This window comes from Tunturiibacter gelidiferens (assembly GCF_014201335.1).
GTDB classification, from domain to species: Bacteria; Acidobacteriota; Terriglobia; order Terriglobales; family Acidobacteriaceae; genus Edaphobacter; species Edaphobacter lichenicola_E.
In genome coordinates this window covers 17,280-41,232 of the sequence record NZ_JACHEB010000017.1, presented here as the reverse complement: position 1 = coordinate 41,232, position 23,953 = coordinate 17,280, and the positions used below count along the sequence as shown (strand labels likewise).

The following is a 23,953-nucleotide window of genomic DNA, read 5'->3' as shown; positions in this document are numbered from 1 at the left end:
TATGGGGAGACGAGTTTTAAATCGTCCCCTGCATCCCCTTCGCCCCCAGGGGATGAAAGATACGCTGGTCCCTGTATACCTTTCATCCCGTGGGTCAGGGATGATACATCCCCACCACCTGGCCCTCTTTCATCCCCTCCCCGTGGGGTCGAATCATCCCCACAATATAGAGAAGGCTCTTTAGGGCAGTTTTTAATCGGGACGGTTGAAGAAATATAAACCGAGCTTTTATTGCGACGACGACGTTCTGTCTCGTTTTTATGATAATGAACGGAAACGCAAATAGCCGGCTATTCACATAAATGACTCGCAATGATGTTTCTGTCATGACTTTCGCTTTTTCTGCTTGAATAGGGAAGCGTCATGCAATAGTGTTGGGTACATGACAAAGCCACGCAGAGCTACATTTTGGCTGAAGACTACCGAGGTAGCATCAATTCTCGGTATATCTCAAAGAACCATACTGAGAAAACTTGCAGCAGGAAAGTTCGCCGAACCTGCGCGCGATCCACATAACAACTATCGCTTGTGGAGACCCGAAGAAGTTGAACTAATACACCAGCAGCTTTCTAGAGAAAGTTTGTGATTCGGCTCGTAATCTCGAATCAACGTGGCGGTGTTTCCAAAACAACTACCGCGACTACTTTGGCTCGGGAGTTTGCAGATAGAAACAAGAGGGTTTTAGTTGTGGACACTGACCCACAGGGGTCTGTTAGCAGTGTCCTCAGCTTAAAACCCGAGTATGGGCTTTATAACTTCGTTATAGAAAAACTTCGATTGGATGATTGCATAGTCCCAGTCAGCAAAAACCTCCATGTCTTGTGTTCCAGTCGAGAAACTACCAAAGTCGAGACTATCTTGATGGGAAACGTGGCGAGGGAACATGCATTTACTCAATTATTTTCCATGGTTGACAAAAATTATGATGTCGTTCTCATTGACGTAAGCCCTTCTATTACGCTCCTTCAAACCTGCGCGATGGTTTACGCCGAACAAGTCTTAATTCCGATAGGGATGGATACCCTGTCGTTCCAGGGAGCCATGGCTTCAATTGAGGCCTCTAGGTCGCTCAATCAACTTCTGAGAGCCAACATCCGGACTGTGGGACTATTGCCGGTAATGGTGGATAGGCGTCTGGCGATGACCACCACTGTTCTGGAGGGGCTCGAAGGCCTATCTGTGGGAATGAACATTCCCCTTCTTCATGCGATACGAACTGACCAGAACGTAACCAAAGCCGCCCGAGCGGGGCAGTTTCTTATCGACTACGATCCCAAATGCAAGGCTGTTGAGGACTACCACCAGGTAGCAGATGAGTTGCAATTCCTCTTCAAGGAAGAAGTACATGGGAGAACTGCTAACACGTAATGCTCGCAAGCGTAAGATCGCTCCCCTAAACTATATCGAAGCTGCATGCGCCCCCGCTCTGAAGGGGATGACTTCGTTTCTGGACCTGAAACCTGAGGATATTCGCAACGGTCATTTTACAAACCTAGCCAAGACCACCCAAACTACTCCACTGATCGGACTAGTACCTCCGCTCGTTTCACTGGTTCATACATACCCTGGGGATGAAACGTCGTCAGGGTATGTATGGAGCGCAGTAGCCCCGAATTACGCTGGGGATGAAGCGCACCCTGGGGATGAAACGTTGCCAGGGCGCTATCGCGATGAAACATCCCATAGCTCTGCAACAACAGCCCGTGCATCCGCTTGGCTCTTGTCCTCCTCCACCGCAGATGGTCTCAAACCGGGGTGCGGACGCTCAAAGGTCAGGAAGTGCGTCCTCGCACAAGATGGGCATTCACTAGGCGAGGAGGCGATCTATCAGCTTCTATGGAGAACCGGAAAATCTGAAAGTCTAGATCCAAATGATTCGCGTACGAATCGTATCGGGGCCGCCGAGATCAGCTTCAAAGTGAATATGGCAAAGAAGAACGTGCGACAAAATCTTTCGCGCCTTTTTGAAAAATTAGCTTTTGAAATCATAGAAAACTTCGACACGATGAACTCACGGGCTCGTCTTTATCGCGTGTTTTCTTATAAGCAGATACTAGAACGCCGTCGTGCTGCTGGCATGTTGTATGTAGTCCGCAACAAGGGCGTCGTGTTTTGTAATGCGGACGGGACGGAACAGTATTCGCCCCCAGGGGTGGTTTCATCCCCAGGGGTCGAAACAGATATACGGCCTGCCCCATCAAAGAAAAGAAAGAAAAGTTCTGCATTAGTTAGGCCGTCTGCTAACTCAAAAGGTGAAAGCATGTCAGACGCCGACGGCACCGACAGCGAAGACGTGAAAACTGTCGCATCCGCCTTGAATCGCTACTGGACGGTCGATGAAGCGGCGGCGCGTCAACTACTCCGCGATTGCCGCCATGTGCGTGCTGATGCAAACGCTGATGAGATTGCCTTTTTTGTAAGAGAAAAACTCGAAATGGCCCGGTCAAACCGAAACATCATCAATCCGACCGGCCTTATTCTCGCTACAGTGCCGCAATTGTTTGCTGGGTCGTCCTTCGATGAATTTAGGCGGCGCTTAGAATATCAGGCCTCGCTTGTCGCAGACGAAGAAGAGAGACGCCAGCAGCAGCAACGTGAACTCGAGATCTGGCTCGCGCAAGAGCGAGACCACTTTGAATCGATCGTGAGCGATCTTTCCCTAGGTCAAGAAGAACGCGATCACGCAGAGAAGCGTCTTCGGCAAGCCGCCATGTGGAACCATTAAGTCGCGGAATTGAAGATTTGTCGTACAACTGAGTTATGTCGTCACTCAAGCGTCTCGCTCCTGATCTCCGATATGGCGGGGCGATACGCGTCCGGTCGTTGGCGCTCCGCTCCGTGAAGGTCTGTAGGACGAAGAGAATAAGAACGACTAGACTAATTCCGCACCATGTCAGCGTTTGCCTGCATTTGCGTCGCTCTAATAACGTACCTCCAGTCCTTCTTTCTCGTGGCTAGAAACGACGAGGTGGATGGAGTATTGAGCAGTAAACCCTGAAGCGGTCTCAGGCGAGCGGCATGAGAATCTAGGACTTGGCTGACGAAGCCTGAAAAACGACAACGAGTTGTTCTACCAGCAAACGAGACACTTTTGCGGTAGAGAATAGGCCATGTCGATCGATATGCGAGCAAGACATGGACCATAAAACACGATCACTCGCTAGTGTGGGCGCAAAATGAAAAATCCTGCGGGATCCGGTCGGGTTGCCGTCTGAGATCCGCGCTTCGGAACGGCACTTTGGATAGTCCTGAAACGCCCGAATTTCTAAGCTTGCCTTACCTAGGGTAACGGTGGCCGCGTTCACCCAACAAAATGCCTCGCCGCGTATTTTTCTCCCATCCGTAAGGCTGTGTATCCGATTCGGAATTGATTCAGACTCAGAAGTAGCCATTTGGCTCAGTACAATCTTCTGTCTAATAGCTTCCATTCGAGCGTCGCTATTCTTGCGACCCAACGTCAGCTCATGATTTGCCCTTATGAAGTCATCGTAATCTGTCATTTAGTCCTCCATTGAGCCTAACAAGTAGTGCAAAGATTAAAATGTATATTCCTTACCGTCAACACAGTCCAAGTTGTTGTAGCTACTTTAGGGGCTGTCTCTTACTCCACTGCATGTTACTCGATGCTGAACGCGTAACACAGCGACCGCCCCAGCTCAGGGCTATTACTTCAGCTATAAGATGGGAAACTAGCGCCCTTTTCGGTTGCACTACCGAAAGAAGAGTACTATAGTCATCACCACCTTAGTGTTGACGATCGCACGGAAGTCTCTAGCATCGATTAATGAAAAATCGGTGTAATCAATAAACGGATCCAACTGGTTTGTACTCTTTCCGGGAGCCGTGATTATGCATAGTCATTATATTCAGTTACTGTTGCCTTTGTATGTGGCCGTCAATCTGATCTGCGGCACGGTACTTCATTTCGCCACTCTTTGCTCTGCCTCCGAACCTCCAACAACGAAGGAACTAGCAGTTTACTTCGTGATTTGTGTCCTCTTCGGGGTGCCGTTGCTCCTGGCTGCAGTAGCGTGGCAGCTATTCAAGCTTATTTTGATAATTATCGAACGGCAATTGAGCTGGTTTAGTGAAGAACCTCTCCAGCTACCAAAGCCGGAATTACACAGTCGATGGCATTCAAAGCATTTTGGCGGCAAATAATTGCTACCAACATCGCCAAGCGAAGACTTATCAACCATTGAGCAAATAAATAGGCTTAATCAAGTAAATATAGTCACGCCATCGCTTATCGTCATAAATTATTATCGGTATTCACTCCAAATATGTTTGTTGATGCTCTAATTGCGACGTTTGGGGGTAGCGATGTCGTTAGATCACTTTGTCGGTCCGGCGCAGTTTGTGCAGGAGCCAGTTATTTCGAATCGACCGAATGCCACCGACCGCGATGGCCCTGTAATCCTCACGTCTCTACCGGTCCAGTCCATACCTTATTTCGCAAGGGTAGCGGTTGATCTAATAACGATAGCGATTGTTGGATTAATCGGCCTGCACATACAGACGTTAAGCGACCTTCAGATGGCGAATGGTTCCATCGCGCTTGCTGAAATAATTCACTTTCATTCAATACTCTATGTCGCATATGTTACTTGGTTTGCGACATGTCTTATCTTCTTCATGCAGACTGCAGGACTCTATGTTCACACGATGAGCCACAGTGGCATGGATGAGCAGCGTAGGACACTCCAAGCAACACTGACCGCTGGCTTCGTCCTCTGTGGCACAGCCTACCTGTCACACGGAGAAGTGATATCACGCCAAGCAATATTGGTTTTCGTTCTGGGAGCTGCCCTGATGCTGTCGTTTAGAAGAGCATTATGGCGTCGTATGGCTTACCGTCGGTACCGCGAAGATATCGATACTCGGAATATCCTTATAGTCGGAACTGGTGAAGTAGCTCAACAGTTGCGTACACATCTGAAATCGCTGAAACACCTCGGGTTTCGCTTCAAAGGTTTTGTTTCGCTTTCGGAGGCTGAAGCGAAGCACTATAATTCAGAGCTCATCGGAGACATTTGCGACTGCCTTTCGCTGGCAAAATTGCATTTCGTGGATGAGATATTCATTTCCGTCCCTGCTGAACGCGAGCTTGTGATTGATCTGGTACAGAGAGCACGCGAAGTAGGAATCGATGTCCGCATTGTGCCGGACCTGTACACAGGGTTGGCACGGAAAGTGCCGGTAGAATTTGTCGGGCAGATTCCGACCTTGCGGCTGCATTGCAATGAGCTCGATTTCGGTTCAGTCCTTTTAAAACGTGCTCTTGATCTAAGCCTGACTTCACTGGCTTTGCTGATGCTTATGCCGCTATTTCTGGTGATTGCGCTCGCAATTCGCTTGGACTCGCCCGGGCCAATTCTTTACCGCTCCGAACGTATTGGCCGAAAAGGCCGGACCTTCACGTTCTATAAATTTCGCACAATGGTTAAAAATGCGGACGCGCTGAAGGCCACAATGGAGCACAGAAACGAGCGCGATAGCGTACTGTTCAAGATCACCGATGACCCGCGTGTTACCAGAGTAGGAGGTATATTGCGGAAATACTCAATGGATGAGATTCCGCAATTTTTAAACGTCTTGTTCGGCGATATGAGCCTGGTCGGACCGCGCCCTCCCCTTTCTGCGGAGGTGGAGAAATATGAGCTTTCCCATCTGCGACGGCTGGAGGTGTTGCCTGGTATGACTGGGTTATGGCAGGTTGAGGGAAGGCAGAACCCGTCCTTCGAAAGCTATATTTCGCTGGATACAGCCTATGTTGAAAATTGGTCAATATGGCTCGATCTAAAAATTTTGCTGCGCACAGTAAACGTTGTAGTACAAGGCACGGGAACATAAGCAATGTTCTGATCTGATTTAGAGTAGTGGCCGCTACAATCCGGGTAGGGTTGGGATCATATCAACACTGAGGTCAACGCGCCTGAACGTGATAAACGTGGGATACGCCGGTCCACGAAGATCTGCCCGCCAAATAACCTTGACTTAGAGGTGTCATGAGAAAGAAAATTCGCAACGTCCTAAAGCAGGTTCTTCCCACCAAAATCTTTCAGCGAATCATTGCGATGAGGTCTCGAAAATGGCAGATGAAGTTTCTCAAGCAGGATGGCTGGTTGGACAAAGTGCAGACGTACGTTGCTCAGCATGGCTTGAGGGTTCAGAACGGACCCTTCAAAGGAATGGTTTATCCTCGTGCGGCGGCGGCAATCCGCTGGTGCGTGCCGCAGCTAATGGGCACCTATGAACAGGAACTGCACCCGTTTCTTCTGGAAGCCTCGACGCGTCAGTATGACTGCGTAATCGACATCGGCAGCGCCGAGGGGTATTACGCTTGCGGACTGGCTCGAATGCTTGGTGTGCCTGTATACGCATATGACCCAGAGCCAATCGAAAAAGCGTACGCAGCAGAGATGGCGCAGCTTAACGGGGTCTCTAATCTGGTGACAATGGGAAACCTCTTCTCCCCTGATGACATGAAGGCGTTTTCATCCAAAAGGGCACTCGTCCTGTGCGATTGCGAGGGCTTCGAGGAAGTGCTGTTCACTCCCGAGACTCTTGAGGATACGCGGAAATGGGACATGATCGTCGAGCTGCATGGTTCGGCGATTCAGAATCTGCCACCGCTGAATTGGCCCCACAGGACTACTCTGCTTCTTCCGATCCAGCACCGCGCAGGCATGGAGAACGAACTTAGGAGTCAACAGCAGAGCTTCCTCATCTGTGAGGCATGAGGCTCGTAGGATAGACGGCGTCCCGCCAAACCCCGAGCCAGCTACACCCTTTCCAACCACTCAAAGACTGCCCCACACGGCCGACCAAAGCACAATTCAGAGCACTTGCGGTTTCTCTGCGCCTGCTACGTGGACATTGACTACTACAATCTTGGCCTGACGGTGCGCGAGGTACGTGCCGAACTTGAGCGCATGTGGAAGAGCGGCGTGCTTCCCGAAGCGCGGTCATGGGCCATCGACAAAACAGATGGCTCATGAGGGGGACAACCCCACATGACGTACTCGGTGGTCATGGGCGGAGCGGAGTATTTATCAGAAATAGAACTTGACGTTAAATGACCTTTGCCTGGGTTGCGCGTCGCCCAAAGAGGCCCAACAGCACAGCGATCGTTAAGGTCGGCGTGTTAATGCTCGCCGGCCTTGTGTGAGGAATCCTTCTGTCGGAAATTTCGAAGGCGCAATTAACATGAGCTTCCGAAATGCGTCTACCTAATAGCACATGTAAGATAGTTGCGAATTAGGTAGGCTGGCGCCTGGGTCCCCAGCCAGAAGCGCCAGCAAACCCACGACGACAGCAACACATCTGAATAAAGCTTCACGACAAGTGGTTCTTTGACGGTTCCACCATCCACAAAGACTGCGGAGACCCTGCCCTGGGGCTCCGGGAGAGCTTGCCTGAGCCTGTCTGTCTGATCTCTTTGCCCGCCGGCGTTAGTTGGATGGCTTTCTTTTCAAGCGTATGAAAGACCGCTCATCCTTTGAGGAAAGCGGCGAGCCGAGCAGCTGCGTGCCGGCTCACTCCCCGGATGAAGTTACCGTGCAATCCGCGCCATGAGATCGGGAACTGTTACGCAGCGGTTGCGGGTGCCGCATGATCGTTGTGTTGCTTTGCCAAGAATCCTATTAGAAAACACATGAGCGGAGCCATTGCATATCGGCCTTGTCCGAGCCAGTTCCCAAACATGGCCGCGAAGATACCTGCCAGGCAGTAGCCCATCTGCTTGTTTCCATAGGTGAGGTATTCCAGCAGGTAGCGCCCTGTCTGGTAAATCATCAGGAGGAAGCAGACGCCACCAACGACTCCCATGGCCATGAATGCGTCGCTGATATCTATCTCTGTGGAACCAGTCGTTGCTCCCGCGCTGTCAGCGAATTTTCCGGCTCCCAACGTGGTGGATCCGAGTCCATAGCCCACTGGATTCGTGAAGCCAACTAGGATACCGGAGGTGAACATCCCTGCGTGGGCACCGGCTGTCGATTTCTTGTCGTCTAGGGGATTGGCGAGTCCTTGGACGACATGACTGGTTGCAAAATCTGCTTTGGAGGACTTGGAGGTAGTTGCAGCTTCACTAGCCGCAGCATGACCGACCGTGTACACCAGAGCTCCAAGTCCCAACACAATGGCGAAAATCAGGCGAGGGATGACCTTGGCACGATTATGGGCGTATCCTCGCACTGCCCACATGACAGCATATCCAAGGATAACTTTAATGATGGTAGTGCGGGATGAGGCGAGAACGATACTCCAAAAGAGGACCGGCAGGAAAAGGGTATAAATTGCCTTTTTGGAGGTAAAGAGCGGGCCAACTATCATGCACGTGACCAACATCAGTTCCATGAACTCGATGCCATTGACCGAGAACCCGAAAGAGCGGACCTTACCGGCTGCCAGGAAAAGCGAGTTTAAGCCACTGGCGACCGCCGCATCGATCCACGTCTGTTCCCATGGCAGGAAGCCAACGAAGTTCTGATAGAGCCCGAGAATCGCCGCTAGAATACCAAGGGGTGCGACGACGCCGAATAACAGCTTCGAAACCATTGCTTCGGTGGCATAACGGCGTCCGATCCAGAACCAGATCACAGGAACAATCCAGAACAGTCCCGCCGAAAGACCGACGAAGATGGAGCCCTGCTTGGGATTGAAGATCTCCAGAACCATGACGCAGAACAGGACCAGTATTACCTTGGAGAGGCTGTCACCGACGCGGACCCTGCGGATAATCGGCAGGCCCAGATAGAGCGCGAAGAGCGCGCCGACCAGCAGCAGGGGATCCAGGCCAGGTGGCCCGGCTGCCATGTCCACGATGCGCCGAATGTCTCCCAGCAGGAACAGGTAGGCAAAACACAGGCCGATGGCCACGGTGTGATTGATCCTCCAAGCCAAGAGCAGCAGGATCAGGCACATCAGCATCGTCGCTAATCGCCATTGCTCGTTCAGCACCAGGAACAAGGAGGGAATGATGAAGACAGCTCCCAGACCGAGCAGCATCAGTCGCTCGTTGCCGGCGTGGCTCGTTCTTCGAAGGCTGAGGGTGTTTGTCATCATGGATGGCTCTTGCCGGCGAAGTAGGACACAAGCCTATGGTAAAGCAACCGGATTGCCGGCGATGGCTGGCCTTCTTTCGAATAGGCGGAGGCGGATAGAGTCCGTGTTCGCCTCAAACAGCCTCCAAAGGAGCGTGGCGCAGGCGAGGACCATGCCGTCCAGGATAAGAAACAGAGCGAGATGCGCCGGCGTCTTGGACCACCGGTGCCACGGTGAGTTGATGGACGAGGCGAGAAAGATCGCAAGCGGCACGTGCACGATATACAAGGTATAGGAAATCTGCGAGAAATAGCCGGCCAGGCTGCGATAAAGGCTGCGCCCGGTCATCTCCCGTTGCTGCACCAGCAGATAGAGGAAGGCGCTGGCGAGCAGGCCGATGAGCGACTCCACCACCACCATGGGCAGAAAGAGCAGACGCGCCTTGATCATGCAGAAGAACAGCACCGGTAGACCGACGAGCGAAAGCAAGCCTGCGCGCGGGGAAGAGAGCGGCTTCGGCAGGATAGCCACCACCGCACCGAGAACCCAGACCGGGAACAGGATAGCTACCGAGGGCGTTATGAAGACGAGCATCGCGGCGGCGAGCACAAGGTAGAGGACGCGCAGTAGAATCGAGCGTCCGGCGGTGAAGGCCAGCGCCAGACAGGGAAAGATCATGTAGTACCAGAACTCGTTGGCCAGGCTCCACAGCGAGACGTCCGTGCCCAGATACCAAACACGAATATTCTGCAGGAAGAAGATGTTGCCGAGCACGGTGGTCACGCCCAGGCGATGCACTAGGTCGGTCGCGGTAACCAGCCCAATGCCGGGAGGGTTGTGATAGATGCTTGCCTCTCCGAAAAAGCGATACCCGGTGCGATCCAGAAAGACACAGAGCAGCAGGCAGGGAATCAGCGGCACCCAGAGGCGGGTCATGCGCTTGATGAGGTAATTCTTCCAGGACCAGTTCCGCAGCCGCATCGCACGGAGGGTACTCCCTCCTACCAGGTAGCCGCTGAGCACAAAGAAGATCACAACGGCCTCGCTAGCCAGCTTGATTCCATGGCCGGCCAGCGGGTCGGCCTGCACGAAGGGAATCTTTGCCGTGGCCGTCGCAGGGTGGGCCACAGGATCGATGCCGATGGAGACAGTCGCCCCAGGGGTGGGCTGATCGATGATAGAGCTGAAGTAAAGAGCCCGGGTATGGTTCATGAAGACGAGCAGAGCGGCTCCCCCACGCAGGGCGTCCAGATGGACCGACCCCTTTGTGACGGGGCGCGGGGCTCTAGCGTGCGGATAGGAAGGATGTTCGACTCCGGTAGACAGTGGAGGGGCTCCGTAGACAAGGGCTGATTCCATTGTAGCGGCAGCGCCGTTGCGGCAGGTACGGCGCAGCTCAGGTGCGGCGCAGTTCAAGGGCCTGACCACGGGCACGCTCCCATCGCGAGAAGCCTGACCGCAGTAGTTTGCGGCCAGGCTCTTCCACTCCGAAGAATCCGGCCGCCGAAACAGCCAGCAGGAGCACGATATAGAGCGGAAAGGTGGCACTCGTAGAAAGGTGAAGGTGATTCGAAAGCAGGTTTGCGGCGGCTTTGACCGGCCACTGAAGAAGGTAGACTCCATAGCTGATCTGGCCGCTGACCAGCAGCAGGCGTGTGGAGAACAGGCGTTGCAGCGGCGAAGACTCCGCGGCAAGGCCGTAGAGCAGAGCGGCAAAGCTGGCGGCGCAAAGGGCCGTGATCCAACCTTCAGAGAAACACAGGCAGACTACCGTCGCTAGGGCAGCGAGAGTCGTCCACAGGCCAGCGGGAAGCGGAAGCGGGCCAGCCCGGCCGGCGGCGCGTTGCCGGTTGAAGAGATTCCCCATGCAGACACCGATCAGGAACTCAGGAACATGGATAAGCGCCAGCGGCACGTGCAGCCACTGCGGCCCCGAACTGAAGCCATGCAGGCTGGTTCGCAGCCCTACGCAGAGTAACAGCAATGCCACCAGCGTGCCGACCTGCAAACGCGTGGAGCGGCGCTCCAGCCAACGTTGAACAAAAGGAAAGATCAGGTAAAACAGTGCCTCGGTTGAAAGAGTCCAGCAGACGAAATTCCAGGCACCGGCCATGCTGGTGTTCAGGGGATTCCAGGCTTGCACCATGCACAGCGTGGCCACGGCGATCGCCGGCGAAGGCGTCGTGTGATCCAGCAGGCTGCTGAGCAGAAGCGATACCACGTAAAGGGGCCAGACACGGGCAAAGCGTGACTCGTAGAAGCGGCGCACGCCACGGCTGCTTTCAATCTGCCCCTGATACGTATAGGAAAGGATCATCCCGGAGAGCAGAAAGAAGAGCACTACAGCCAGCGCGCCGTTCCCCAGGAAATTCGCCGCCCAATGCGCGTGGCGGGCCTCCAGCACCTGGGGCAGACGCGAGTGGAAAAGCACGACGTAAAACGCCGCGACGAAACGGACGCCGGTAAGCGCTGGCAGAGCGGGCCGGTGCGCGGTGAGGTCGCCAGCTTCAGTGAGCCGAGGAGGCGATACCGAAGTTCGGTCAACGGCGGACTGGGGCACGAACGGTTCTCCTGGGGAAAGGGGCGAGTGCGTATTCAGGCGGCTGCTGCGACGCGCCTTCGCTCGATCCGGGTTCGCAGGCGAAGGAATGGCTGCTCCACCAGCCAGTACGATCCCAGCGAGGCAAGCAGAAGAAAAACATACCCAAACGGCATCAGATGCAGGTGCTCGGAGACGAAGATCTGCTGCCAAAGGTACAGACTATACGACAGCACTCCGATCCACCGCAGCCAAGCCAGGTTCAGAAAGCGACCGCCGAGAGATTTGGGGTACTCCACGACAAAGAGCAGAACGCCCGCGATGCAGACCGCCGTGACGAAGGGGTACAGCAGTAGAGCGTACAGGCCAACGTAAGGCTTGGGAAGCGCGGCTAACAGTGCGGGGTTCAGGTAAAAAGCAACGACTGCCATGCCGAGGGCGGTTCGCCAGTTGAGGAAGCGCGCCTTCCATCGGCCGAAGCCGTCCTGGCAGTTCAGCAGGGCCAGCAGGCAACCCACCATCATAGTGTCCAGCCAGCCGTAGATTAGGTAGTAGTCATATCCGCGCAGACTGGGAAAGAGGAAGTAAGATAGGACGCGCAGCAGCGGCATAAGCACGACCAAAGCAACGCTGGCGCGGATGAGGAGCTTGCGGCCGTGTAGAAGCAGCACCAGAGCCGGCCAGAGCAGGTAAAACTGCTCTTCGATGGAAAGCGACCAGGAGTGCTGCAAAAAGTATCCGGTTGCCTGTGGGTAGTAGCACCAGGTGTAGGTCGCAGAGGCCAGAAAGCTCTTCGGGTTGATCCTCGGCAGCAGATGACGCCACATCAGCAGCCCCACCACCAGCAGAAAAAGATAGAAGGCGGGGAAGATGCGCATGGAACGCCGGAAGTAAAAGCGTCCCAGCGCAATGCCGCCCGTCTTCTTGAACTCACGCAACAGCAGGTTGGTGATGAGGAAGCCGCTGATGACGAAGAAGGTTGTAACACCGTTGCGGCTGTTGGCAATCGTGAGGTGAAACAGGTTACTGTGGGCCAAGACGGGCGGCAGAAACCAGTTGGAGTGGGACAGCACGACGGAGAGAATGGAAAGCGCGCGCAGGCCATCGAGCGAAGGGATGTCACGGTGTTTCTCGGTGGGAGCTGGGTGGCGGACCTCGCCGGCATGCATGGGAGAGGCAGAGGAGGGAGTCATGAGAGCCTCTCGCTGTTGACACCGGTGCCGACGAACCAGGATGGCCGTGCCAGTACGCGCTGGCCAAGCGTCGCCACTGCGGCAAGGGCGGCGATCATCAGCCACCAAGTATAATAGCGCTCCTCTTCGGCCGGAAACAGCGGCAGCCGGGCAAAAGCGCTTACCGTCGCGGCGAGAACCAGGTCGCGGAGCGGCTGCCAGGAGGTGCGATCCGACAACGCCAGCGCAGTGAAGAACAGGGGGAGCGGGAAGAAGAGGATGATCGCCTTGGGGGCCCCGGTGAGCACGGTATGAAGGTAGTCATGCAGGCCGAGCCGCATGGACGGATACTGCGATGGCCGCGAAAAGTCCAGAAACGAGTGATCGAACAGGATGGTGTACGACAGCCCGTGCGTGGCACGCGAAAGCAGCGAGTTGAAGACAACGCAGCCCACAAACAGCATTGCCAGACGGAGTAGCAAGCGCGTGCGGTCCGGAGTAGCGCGGTATAGGAGCAACGCCCCCAGCAGAAGGCTCAGAATGATGTTATCGGGACGCGCCAAAGGTAGCAGGGCCAGCAGCAAAAACTGCACCCAAAGCTTACGCGTCACATACACGATGGCATACAGGCAAGGCAGCATCAGAGCCACCGAAAACATGTCCGGCAGCAGAAACTTGCCGATGGCGATCACCTGCGGAAAAGAGACCAGCAACGCCGTGGTGAGGCAGGCGGCCGGGAGCGAGAGGTGATGCCGCAGCCAGAAAGCGATCGTCAATCCGGCGGACACGAACGAAAGCGCGGAAAGAAGGCGCAGGGTGAGGAAGCCCGGCAGATGCAAGCCGCTATGCAGGACCGTCGCCACACCCGTGTACAGCGGCTTGACGCGGTAGAAGCGCAGAAACGTCTGCCACTCGGCCGGGGAGTATGCGCCGATCTGACGGTAGGAATTGCCGCTGGCGTCGCACTGGTTGTGCGGGCCGGGCAGGGCCGCGGCACAAGCCTGACCGGCGTCGCGATAGGCCTGCTGGCTTCCCCCGTCGAGGAGGGAGACGTAGATGACACTGTCGAACGGTCCCGACGGGCGCATGAAGCAGTACAAGGCCTGACCGGCGAGGCAGAGCAGGAAGAGCACAAGAGACACGACTGTCATGACACGCGACCGCGACGGGGTAGGACGGGGCGGCGTGTTTTCCCGGGCAAGCAGCAAAAGTCACCTATGACTTGAAGTATGTCCGGCGGATCTTCCAGATGTCGCCGAAGGCCTTGATCGAGTCGGAGACCTTGAGCTTAGAACCGTCCACGTCGGCCCAGTGGCGCAGCGGTTCCTCGTAGACTGCCAGGGCTGGTTCACCCAGTTCGGGGCGCTGGTTGCGGGCCAGCACGAGAAAGCGTGCCAGCAGCTCCACATCGAATATCCAGCGCGAGCCAAACGGGGTGGCAAGTGCCTCGCGCAGCACCTGGGTTACGCGGAAAAGCTTAGACCCGCACTGGGTATCGTAGATGGGCAGGTTGAGGGTGAGCGACGCCATAGTGGCGAAGATCCGGCCCGAGTAGTGCCGGATGGGCTTGCGCAGGATAGAACGTCCCAGCAGGCGCACACGCGAGCCCAGTACGATATCCACGGTGGGCTTGGTCAGCATCAGGTCCAGTAAGCGGGGCAATTCAGAGAGCGGCGTGGCGAGATCGGCGTCCCAGAAGCCAGTGATGGAGGCTCCTGTCGCGATGGCGTATAGCATGCCGCAACGCACGGCTTCGGCCTTGCCCATATTGCGCGGCTGGTCTAGCACGTCGACGAGTCTAGGCGAGTCCTCCTGCAGGCGGTGCAGCACGGCGAGCGTGTTGTCGACGCTCCCATCGTTCACGAACAGAAAGCGCAGGCCCGGGGGTGGGGCTGCCAGAAACGACAAGAAGGCTGCTTCTGGAAGCCGCTGCTCCTCATTGTAGCAAGGTATCACCACCATGTACCAGTTGGTTTCAGCCTGTACCGTGCCGGTCATGCGTACCTTTGAAGAGATTTAGGCTTTACCTGGATCAGTTGATCGAAGTATAGCAGCGCAGAATGCCTCAGCGTGCAAATCGCAACCGGCATCGCAGTGTATTTTAGAGAGCATAAAGGTCCCGCCTGTTTCGAGGATAAATAGATGAGCCTGCCGACGGTGTCCGTTGTGGTTTCCGCGTATGAACGCCCGGCAATGCTCCGTGCCTCGCTGCAATCGCTGCTGGCGCAGACGTACGGGCAGATGGAGATTCTGGTGCAGGACGACAGCCCTTCAGACCTTTGTGCGGAGGTAGTCGAAGATCTAGCTGACCCACGGATACTTTACACGCACCACCAACCGTCACTGGGAACCCTGGCGAATCTCCGGGCAGGCTACCGCAAGGCGAAAGGGACGTATGTCGCGACGTTGAACGACGACGATCTGTACGAGCCCCAATACCTAGAAACCATGGTTCGGGGACTGGAACAACACCCCGAGTGCTGTCTGGCCTTTGCCGATCACAACATCATCGATGGCGAAGGCCGCGTGCACGTTGGAGCCTCGGACAGGAACAGCGCCGGGTTTGGCCGCGATCGTCTAGAACCGGGGGTGATCGACAGCCCATTGGAACTGGCGCTGGTGCGCAAGAGCGTTCCCGGCATGTTCGCCGTCTTCCGCCGGGAGTTGATGGACTGGAGCGATTTTCCGGACGAGGCAAACTCCGGCTATGACTTCTGGCTAACCTACCTGGCCGTGCGCACGCGGCGACCGGTGTTCTACTCCGACCAGCGGCTCACCAGCTACCGAACCCATGAAGGCAGTCAGACTGCCAGCTTCACAGATCCGGACAAGCGTCTCCGCTCCCTTGCCTACGACCTTTTCATGCATCGACGGTTCTTCGAGGATGAGCGGTTGCGACCGGTTCAGGACTCCATCCGGGAGCGACTGGCAGCGATTCTCGTTTCCACCGGCAACGCTCACCTGCAGATGGGCCAACGCAATCCGGCGCGCAAGGCCTTTCGCCAGGCGCTTGCGCTCGCCCCCAGCCGCCGTGCCCGTGCAGGTCTGGCGTTGGCGGCGCTGCCGGCTTCAATCTCTAAAGCGGTGCTGCGGGCTCGTGCCGGGGTCTAAAACTTTCATGAGCCCTCGCCCATGAAGCTCGATCCAATCAGATCGCTATATCATGCAGCTATGCAACTCATCCAGATCGTTCCTGGCCTTCCGCCTCGGGTTGACAGCATCGGTGACTATACGCTGCAGATGGCGCGGCACCTGCGCGCGGAGCATGGAATTGAGACCCGATTTTTGGTTGGTGATCCCGAATGGGATGGAGGAGAAACGGTCGAGGGCTTCGCCGTGGCTAAGGTACTTGAACGCAGTGAAGAGGGACTATTGGGCTCAATTACCACTCTGGAGCGGGAGACGGGTACATTGCCGATCTTGGTGCAGTTTTCTGTTTACGGTTACGAAAGGCGCGGCTGCCCGGTGTGGATGGCCAAGGGCCTTGAAGCATTGTATTGCACGCGGACGAAAGGGCTGCACGTGGCATTTCATGAGCTCGAGAACCGCAGCTGGAAGCCATGGAGCAGCGTCTTCTGGGTGACCGGTTTGCAGAAGCGGCTGATCGCGCGGATTGCGCGGGTGTGCACATTCCGCTACACCAACACCGAAGAATATCGGGGCAAGCTAGAGGGCTGGGGACTGGGTCGCATAAGCCTGATTCCCAACTTCTCCCCGCTGGGTGAGCCGATGTTATACCCGGCATTTGACGCGCGGCGGCCGGAGATGGTGGTCTTCGGGCGTGGAGCGCAGCGGAGATGGACCTATGAACGCGCCGGGCATCTGCTGGGTCCACTGTGCCGGCAGCTGGGCATCGAGCGCATTGTGGATATCGGGCAGCCGCTGGAGGGTATTGCAGATACATTTGACGACATTCCGTTGGTTCGGCTGGGCCGGCTTCCGGAGGAAGAGGTCAACGCTCGAATGGCTGCTGCAATGGGAAGCTTCATGCAGTACCCCGTACCGGTGCTGACCAAGTCTTCGGTACACGCGGTGAGCTGTGCGTATGGGACCATTCCATTTGTATTCGACGGCGGGACCAAAGAGCGTTCTTGCCCGTTGCTGGTGACGGGCGAGGACTTCGTGCCGGTTGATGGCGACCCCAGCGGCTTGGAGTTGCCTTCTCTGGAGCTGTTGTCGCGGCAGATCTTCGAGAACTATCAGCTGCGCAGCAGCCGGCGGGCCGCGGCCACGGTAGCCCAGCACCTGACAGCCACACGATGACGACGAGGCAGCCCACACCTGTGTCACTGCCCCGCGTTCTGCTGGTATGTCCGGTGGGCGGGGAAATGGGCGGTGCCGAGCAGGTCATGCTCGCACTTGGCCGCGAACTGCCGCGTTACGGCTTCGATCCGGTCCTTGCGGCGATGCGTCCGGGAAAGCTAACGGAGGTGGCGCGATCTCAAGGCATAGAGGCCTATGCCTTCGCCGAGGATCATCGCTACCGTGATTTCGGTTCGATCTGGCGGGGGGCTGGCTGGTTGACAAAGCTAACCCAAAGTACGGGCGCGCAACTGCTCCACGCGACGCACACGGCCCATTTGTATGCCTGGCTCGCGAGCCGCCGGACGAAGGTGCCCGAGGTGTGGCATGTGCACGATCTGCCCGCTTCAGAACGCGATTCGGTGAGCGCATTGAATGGCTATCTTTTGCCCTTGCACACGCTGTTCACAACCCAGCGCGTCGCCGAGGCCTACCCTCGGTTGCGCCGCCATCCATTCAGCATCATTCCGCCGAGCTGCGTGGAATCGGAGGCAATCCGAGCCCGTGAGCGGAGGCCGGATGTGCGGGCACGTCTCGGGCTCCCCTGCGGTCCGCTGCTGCTGACCGTGACGCGCCTGCAGGAGCATAAGGGCCATAGCACCCTGCTGGAAGCGGCGGCGGCAGTGCTTCGGGCGCGGCCAGACGCGGTCTTCGGAGTGGTAGGCGCGGCCAGGACCACGGAGCAGGAGGCCTACCGCAGTGGCCTGCTAGTCGAGGCGCAACGGCTGGGCATTGGGCCGCGCTTTCGCCTACTGGGTTTCGTAGACGATGAAGATCTCGCGGAGCTCTATCGCGCGGCCGAAGCGCTAGTACATCCGTCATGGAGCGAGGGTTATGGGCTCGTGCTTCTGGAGGCGATGGGCATGGGTCTGCCGGTGATCGCGGCGGCTGCGACCGGACCGGCGGAGATCCTGCAGAACGAGGAGAACGGCCTACTGGTACCGGTACGCGACGCGCAGGCACTGGTGGCGGCCATCGTTCGTGTGCTCGGAGAGATGGACCTTCGCGACCGGCTGCGCGCGGCAGGCCTTCAGACCGCGGCAAGATTGACGTTGCATGCCATGGTGGCCAGCACCGCGGAATTGTACCGCGAGGTGATTACTGCTGCTGGGAGAGCTTCTCGTTGAGCCTCCCGGTGCCCGGCCGCAGCACGGACCGGCAGATAAGCCTCGACGGGCTGCGTGGCATTGCCATTGCGATGGTCTTCTTCTACCATCACAATTGGCTTCAGATCGGCTGGACCGGCGTTGACCTTTTTTTTGTAATCTCTGGCTACCTGATCACGACGATCTTACGGCGAACACGGGACGATGCGCATTTTTGGAAGGAATTTTGGGTGAAGAGGGCAACGCGAATTTTGCCGCCGCTCTTGCTCCTACTGCTCGCCGTGGCGGTGACGGATAGAGAGAGGATCGTGTGGCTGCCAGCGTTGCTGCTTTCGCTCGGCGACCTGGCCGCTTATATGCGGCCACACTTCGAGTCTACTCGTCCTCTTTGGTCATTGGCTGTAGAGGAGCACTTCTACCTGCTGTGGCCATTTGCGGTCCGCAACCTGCAGCGCCGGACGCTTCTAGCCATTCTTGTTACGATCGTCGTGGGCGAGCCCCTGCTGCGAGGCTTTGCCGTGAGCTATGTGCCCGACTGGCAGCTGGTCTACTTTCTGACGCCGTTCCGGCTGGATGGTATCAGCCTTGGAAGCCTGCTGGCGCTACTGGCCGAGGTGCCCATGGTGATGGACCTGCTGGGGCGTTGGAGCCTGGTCTTCTTTGCACTGTCGTTGGGATCCTTTGGCGCATTGCGCCTTTTGCTGGGCGAGGCTTTTACCCGAGGGAACGCACCATTCTACAACGCCTCAGTTTACACGATTGTTGCGCTGGCGGCCTTCTTCCTTGTCGTTTATCTAATACAGTTTCCTCGCTCCATTCTGGCGCGGGCGCTCTCTCTTCGACCGCTGGTATTTCTCGGCGCAATCAGTTACGGACTCTATCTGTACCAAGACTTTGTCCTTGTAGCGGTGATACGTTTCGGCCATATAAGCTGGCGATTGCTGCCCTTGTGGACGGGGCCGATCACTCTGCTTGCGGCATGGGCCTCGTTTACCTTTTACGAAAAGCCGCTGATTCTCTGGGGCAAGCGCAAAGCCCAGAGCTTCCGTCCGCTGCACGCCGCTGCGGTTAGCCCTCCAACATGCCATGAGCCAGTCAGGTCCGATTAAGTTGCTGGGTGGTTAGTCAGCTTGCGTCACCCCCATCAATCATAGCTTCTACGTCGATGCCCCGGAAGTCGCTGGATGGGAGATCGAGCTAGCTGTGAAGACTTAAGAGGTCATTCCGGTTCAGACCTAATCTGGAAGCTGGCGTGTTGAGGTTGAGGCTAGCATGGGGCAGGGGTTCGCGGGTGCGGTCGCAGTGGATGCGGTGACCAGGCTTGACAATGCGAGCTAACCCGTCGATATCAGATGGATCAGTCGCCCGGACGTTTGTGCCCGTAGCGCACGACGGGCGGCGGTGGGCCGAGCGAACAGCCGGTTCATGTTCGCGGCGCAGGATACGGCTCACGGTGGCGCGGCTGGGATTCGTTTCGCGGCGATACGCAGCCGTTGAATCGTAGCCGGCAAAGTTTCAGAACCTTTTCTATGAATCGGGATTGGGTCTGTCGATGGCATTGACGTGGCCGTGAGTTGCGATCTCTCAGCAAGGAGGCCCGCTCTCCCGATAGCGCCTGGTGCTATTGGACACAGTTCTGCCGCTGATGTTGAAGCTGGCTGCGGCCAGCTTCAACATCAGCCCCTCTTCAAGAAACCTTCTTCGTGACGGTCAATCGGGCTTATGATTATGACCATTCTGTAGCCTGAGTCGTTGCTGTCTTCGCAAACTCAGGTGCGCAATTCTCGATCGAATGGACAACCTTTTGAAACTTCACACTAATCTAGATCACACCTAGATAGAGGCGAGTACATCTTTCAGGAATGCCGTGCAGCGCTGGAGTTGAGATTCGCAGTCGAAGGTACTCAATGAGGCCGAACTCGCGGATCGACGTGCGCGGATCTGTTCGTGTGTCATCGTAGACATCAGGCGGGAGAGTTCCGCCTCAAATTGCTCAGACCACGGCGACTCGCCGGGAAGCCTCCAGAGATCCCCTTCATCCAAGTCGTACGCCATTGGGGTCTCATTAGTGACGAACGGAAGACCCACTTGGCGGTATTCTGAAATTTTAGTGCTATAACGAAAGTTACCTACACCGTCGACGCTTTGCGGTAACGATCCGATGTCCATCGCCGCGAGATATCCCGGGACCTGACTACGTTCCACACGACCAGGCAGAAGGATGGTCCTGCCAAGCGCGGACCCAGCCATCTGCTTCAATTTCTCCAGTCCGCTCCCGTCACCTACAATTAGCACGATCGCCGACGAGTTGGTGCGAAGCACCGCTCGCACCAACTCTGCGCCATAGCAATAGCTGTAACGCGCCGACCACACCAAGGCACCGGCAATTCCGAATACAACGGCCGACTCCGGGATTCCAAGCGCCCTACGGGTGCCGCGGCGCTGCTCAGCCAAAAACTCCAGCGTCCCAGGAAAAGGTGCCCAGCCCGGAATTGTTACACCGCGCGATGCACCCATGGTTAGCGCGCGGCCCACGAGGTAAGGCGTCCATCCTATAAATCCACTGCAACAGCGGTAAAGCAGCCATTCGTACAACGCAAAGGCCGGCCACGCATACGGCATCGAGGCGCTCAGAAAGGTCGCGACCGCGTCGCCGCTGCTGAGCACAAAACGGCGTCCGTATAACAGGCGGCCAAGAATCGCCGCAAATCCGGCCGCGATGCCAGTCCCTTCCAGAACTAAGAGATCAAATCCTCCTTTTCGCAGTAGGCCGAGGCACGTTTGAAAGCTGGCCCGCTTGCGTCTGCGGTCGAAAGGCACGAAGTCTGTAGCAAATGCCTGAAGCAGCGTACGCAAACGCACCTCATCATTGCCGCCTGTTCCTTCCGAAGCGCAGCCCAGCAGTTTGTATTGCCTGTCGATTCGATCCATCGTATAAGGCGAGCATACCTCTTCGCCAGCGCTGGGCAGAAACCATATTTGCAAAACCGGATGATAGTTTAAGCGCATGATGTCTGCCTCAAAGGAGATCGGCCCACACCTGTGCCTGGTGGCCGACGTTCTCCACTTCAATGATGGCCAGGGCCGTGTGAACTATGAGGTAGCCAAGGCCGTACTCGCTGCAGGCTATAGGCTCACGATGGTGGCTCGTGTGTGTGCTGAAGATCTGGCGCAGCATCCACAGGCGAGATGGGTTGCCACCGGCAACACAAAGCTGCCCACACAGCTAGCACGCAATCTATACTTTGCCAGGAAGAGCGCGGCTTGGCTCCGCCAACATCGTGGCGAGTTCGACGTCATTCAGGCCAATGGCTTCGTCACCTGGGAGCCCGTAGATATCGTCGCCGTGCATTTCGTCCACGAAGCCTGGCTCAAAAACCGGTTCTTCCCGTTCCAATGGGGCAGCCTCAGCCCCTACCAGTGGTACCAGCGCGGGCTGACAATTATGAACAGCCGCTTCGAACGCACGGCTTTTACAACTGCTAAACAGTTGATTGCCGTCTCCAGGGCGACGGCGAAGGAGGTCGAGGATCTCGGCATCGCTGCCTCCAAGCTGTGCGTGATCTATAACGGCGTGGATACCTCCGAGTTCCATCCGCCCACCCTTGCAACTCCGTGTCAGCGCGCGACCTTCGGTCTCCCAGAGGGCGTGCCGCTGGCGCTCTTCGTGGGCGACATTCGCACCTCGCGCAAGAACCTCGAAGCCATACTCACCGCGCTTGTCTCCCTGCCTGGTGTGCACCTCGCGGTGGCCGGCGCGGTCGAGAACAGCCCCTACCCTGAGCAAGCGCGGTGGCTGGGATTGGGAAGTCGCGTCCACTTCATCGGCAAGACCTCGCGAATCTCAACGCTCATGCGGTCGGTGGATCTATTTGTTATGCCGTCTCGCTACGAGACCTTTGGCATGGTGGTGCTGGAGGCGATGGCTTCCGCTTTGCCCGTCATCCTGAGCGCCCGAGTGGGTGCAGTGGAATTCGTTGGCGACATCTGCCGCGTGGTCGAAGATCCGGACGACACTGTGGGGCTAACCGCTGCGATGCGCGATCTGATGGCCGATCCTGCGGCACGCGCCAGGATCGGCGACGCTGGCCGTGCACGCGCGCTCGAGGTACAGTGGTCGCGCACCTCGGGGGCGTATCTGGATCTTTACGATGAGTTCGTCGCCCAAAAACAGAAAGGCACCAAGGTATGATCCGGACTCTGCAGATCGGTGATGAGTGGCTGTCCGACCGCGAGGGGGGGCTGGCCCGGTACTACTTCGAGTTGCTGCGCCACCTGCACGAGGATCGCGCAACTGCTACCGGTCTCGTGGTGGGATCGGAGGGCGTTGCAGCTGAAACCCACGGTCAGGTGACAGCCTTTGCGCGCGCCGATGATTCCCTGAAGAACCGCTGGCTGGCCCTGCGGAAGGCGGCGATGCCAAGCCTGCGCGCCGGGCAAATCGACCTGATCGCTTGCCACTTCTCACTCTACGGCCTGCCGTTGCTGGATCGTCTAGTCTCCACCCCGACGGTCGTACACTTTCACGGCCCCTGGGCTGCCGAAAGCGGCGTCGAAGGTGCGGCCGGCTGGAACGAGCGATCCAGGGCTATGATTGAGGGCTTGGTCTACGGACGTGCACAGCGCCTGATCGTACTCTCCGACGCCTTTCGGCAGGAACTGGTTCGGCGTTACCGGGTGCCCGAGGACCGGGTCCGCGTCGTGCCTGGTGGCGTCGACCTCGAACGCTTCAACAACTGCCTCAGTCGTCGCGAAGCCCGCGAACGGCTTGGATGGCCCACCGATCGTCAAATCCTGCTCACCGTTCGGCGGCAGGTACGGCGCATGGGCTTGGAAGACCTGATCGACGCGGTGAACGCGCTGCGTACGGCGCATCCTGACCTTCTGCTGCTACTAGGTGGCTCCGGGCCAATCTCGGGCGCGCTGCGCGAGCGGATCGCCGAAAAAGGCCTCGAAAACAACGTCCGGCTGCTCGGCCGGGTTCCGGACGCCGACCTGCCGCTGGCCTACCGGGCGGCGGACATGTCCGTCGTGCCCACCCAGTCCCTTGAGGGCTTCGGTCTGATCGTGCTGGAATCGTTGGCTGCGGGCACGCCGGTGCTAGCGACCCCAGTTGGTGGCCTGCCAGAGATCCTTCGCCCGTTCGCTCCGCAGTGCGTCTTTGCGGATACCTCAACCCGTGCAATCACGGAAAGGATCGGCGATATGCTCGGCGGCCATCTCGACATCCCGTCTGAGGCCAAATGCCGCGCCTATGCCGTGGAAAACTTCTCCTGGAATGCGATCGCCGGGCGCGTCGTCGACGTCTACGAGGACGCAATGCGTTGAGGTACTCTCGTGGACCAAGCAGCAGGCTCGCCGGGAGGATACCGCCATACCGCAGGAAGGTGAGGGTGTTGCATGGCGGCGTCACCGGAGCCCTTCGACGAGTCCATCGCGACTGTAGCGGCAGAGCATCAGTCAATGTGCCTTCAGACATAAAGTGATTCGGCTTTTCGGCCACTGGATTTGCGCAACGAAGATAGAATCGGACCGAAGATACCTTCTCTCTGGATCACCCTATTGAGGCACTAGTGGCCGTTCTCGACGAATCCAAGTAAGAGTTTAGGAAGAGATGACATGATATGATTTGCCATTACCAATGGAACCAAGATCATTCCCCGTTGGTGCGGCCTCTGGATTCTCGCCTGGGTCTCATCGTCCCAAAATTCGCGAATATCCCACTATTCACGGCTGTTTGACAGCTCCAAGGGCGCCGAACCTGTCAATCCTACTGTCGACGCCGG

At 57.0% G+C, this 23,953-nt stretch carries 17 protein-coding genes; 10 read left to right on the top strand and 7 right to left on the bottom strand.

Features of this window, described 5'->3' with window-relative positions; translation table 11 throughout:
* Positions 1-582: 582 nt before the first annotated feature.
* From HDF14_RS25035 to HDF14_RS25020, 4 genes are all read left to right on the top strand, one after another.
* Entirely contained in the window at positions 583-1,368 is a 786-nt protein-coding gene (locus tag HDF14_RS25035) for a ParA family protein (protein ID WP_183981492.1), read from the top strand.
* On the top strand, positions 1,346-2,725 hold the full coding sequence (locus tag HDF14_RS25030) for a hypothetical protein (protein WP_183981491.1): 1,380 nt from the start codon (positions 1,346-1,348) through the stop codon (positions 2,723-2,725). The genes HDF14_RS25035 and HDF14_RS25030 overlap by 23 nt, the downstream gene beginning before the upstream one ends.
* Before the next feature lie 1,598 nt (positions 2,726-4,323).
* Complete coding sequence (locus HDF14_RS25025) at positions 4,324-5,853, top strand: sugar transferase (RefSeq protein WP_260698579.1); 1,530 nt, start codon at positions 4,324-4,326, stop codon at positions 5,851-5,853.
* Positions 5,854-6,008: 155 nt separating this feature from the next.
* Positions 6,009-6,743, top strand: a complete 735-nt coding sequence (locus HDF14_RS25020; RefSeq protein WP_183981490.1) for a hypothetical protein — start codon at positions 6,009-6,011, stop codon at positions 6,741-6,743.
* 847 nt (positions 6,744-7,590) lie between these two features.
* Here HDF14_RS25020 and HDF14_RS25015 read toward each other — a convergent pair.
* The 6 genes from HDF14_RS25015 to HDF14_RS24990 form a co-directional block, all read right to left on the bottom strand.
* On the bottom strand, positions 7,591-9,069 hold the full coding sequence (locus HDF14_RS25015) for a hypothetical protein (RefSeq protein ID WP_183981489.1): 1,479 nt from the start codon (positions 9,067-9,069) through the stop codon (positions 7,591-7,593).
* A 33-nt stretch (positions 9,070-9,102) separates the two neighbouring features.
* A complete protein-coding gene (locus HDF14_RS25010; protein ID WP_183981488.1) occupies positions 9,103-10,407 on the bottom strand; it encodes an acyltransferase family protein in 1,305 nt (434 codons plus the stop codon).
* 37 nt (positions 10,408-10,444) lie between these two features.
* A complete protein-coding gene (locus HDF14_RS25005; protein ID WP_183981487.1) occupies positions 10,445-11,608 on the bottom strand; it encodes an acyltransferase family protein in 1,164 nt (387 codons plus the stop codon).
* Positions 11,609-11,643: 35 nt separating this feature from the next.
* Positions 11,644-12,780 (bottom strand): acyltransferase family protein, encoded by a 1,137-nt coding sequence (locus HDF14_RS25000; protein WP_183981486.1) that lies wholly within the window; start codon positions 12,778-12,780, stop codon positions 11,644-11,646.
* Positions 12,777-13,892, bottom strand: coding sequence for a hypothetical protein (locus tag HDF14_RS24995; protein ID WP_183981485.1), 1,116 nt, complete (start codon positions 13,890-13,892; stop codon positions 12,777-12,779). The genes HDF14_RS25000 and HDF14_RS24995 overlap by 4 nt, the downstream gene beginning before the upstream one ends.
* A gap of 82 nt (positions 13,893-13,974) precedes the next feature.
* Positions 13,975-14,757, bottom strand: coding sequence for a dolichyl-phosphate beta-glucosyltransferase (locus HDF14_RS24990; protein ID WP_221304880.1), 783 nt, complete (start codon positions 14,755-14,757; stop codon positions 13,975-13,977).
* Positions 14,758-14,901: 144 nt separating this feature from the next.
* Here HDF14_RS24990 and HDF14_RS24985 point away from each other — a divergent pair, with 144 nt between their 5' ends.
* The 4 genes from HDF14_RS24985 (at position 14,902) to HDF14_RS24970 (ending at position 19,276) form a co-directional block, all read left to right on the top strand.
* Positions 14,902-15,870, top strand: coding sequence for a glycosyltransferase family 2 protein (locus HDF14_RS24985; protein ID WP_183981484.1), 969 nt, complete (start codon positions 14,902-14,904; stop codon positions 15,868-15,870).
* 21 nt (positions 15,871-15,891) lie between these two features.
* Positions 15,892-17,022: a hypothetical protein gene (locus HDF14_RS24980; protein ID WP_183981483.1), complete on the top strand. Its 1,131-nt coding sequence runs from the start codon at positions 15,892-15,894 to the stop codon at positions 17,020-17,022.
* A gap of 65 nt (positions 17,023-17,087) precedes the next feature.
* On the top strand, positions 17,088-18,188 hold the full coding sequence (locus HDF14_RS24975; RefSeq protein WP_183981482.1) for a glycosyltransferase family 4 protein: 1,101 nt from the start codon (positions 17,088-17,090) through the stop codon (positions 18,186-18,188).
* A gap of 8 nt (positions 18,189-18,196) precedes the next feature.
* The gene (locus tag HDF14_RS24970) at positions 18,197-19,276 is read left to right on the top strand and encodes an acyltransferase family protein (protein ID WP_183981481.1); all 1,080 of its coding nucleotides are present in this window, start codon (positions 18,197-18,199) and stop codon (positions 19,274-19,276) included.
* 724 nt (positions 19,277-20,000) lie between these two features.
* On the opposite strand, the gene HDF14_RS24965 is transcribed toward HDF14_RS24970, so the two are convergent.
* Positions 20,001-21,176 carry a glycosyltransferase gene (locus tag HDF14_RS24965; RefSeq protein ID WP_183981480.1) on the bottom strand — a complete coding sequence of 392 codons (1,176 nt, stop codon included), beginning with the start codon at positions 21,174-21,176 and terminating at the stop codon, positions 20,001-20,003.
* Here HDF14_RS24965 and HDF14_RS24960 point away from each other — a divergent pair.
* Complete coding sequence (locus HDF14_RS24960; RefSeq protein WP_183981479.1) at positions 21,175-22,359, top strand: glycosyltransferase family 4 protein; 1,185 nt, start codon at positions 21,175-21,177, stop codon at positions 22,357-22,359. The two genes, HDF14_RS24965 and HDF14_RS24960, sit on opposite strands and share 2 nt — an antisense overlap.
* Complete coding sequence (locus HDF14_RS24955) at positions 22,356-23,495, top strand: glycosyltransferase family 4 protein (protein WP_183981478.1); 1,140 nt, start codon at positions 22,356-22,358, stop codon at positions 23,493-23,495. Before HDF14_RS24960 ends, HDF14_RS24955 begins: the two co-directional genes overlap by 4 nt.
* Positions 23,496-23,953 lie beyond the last annotated feature (458 nt).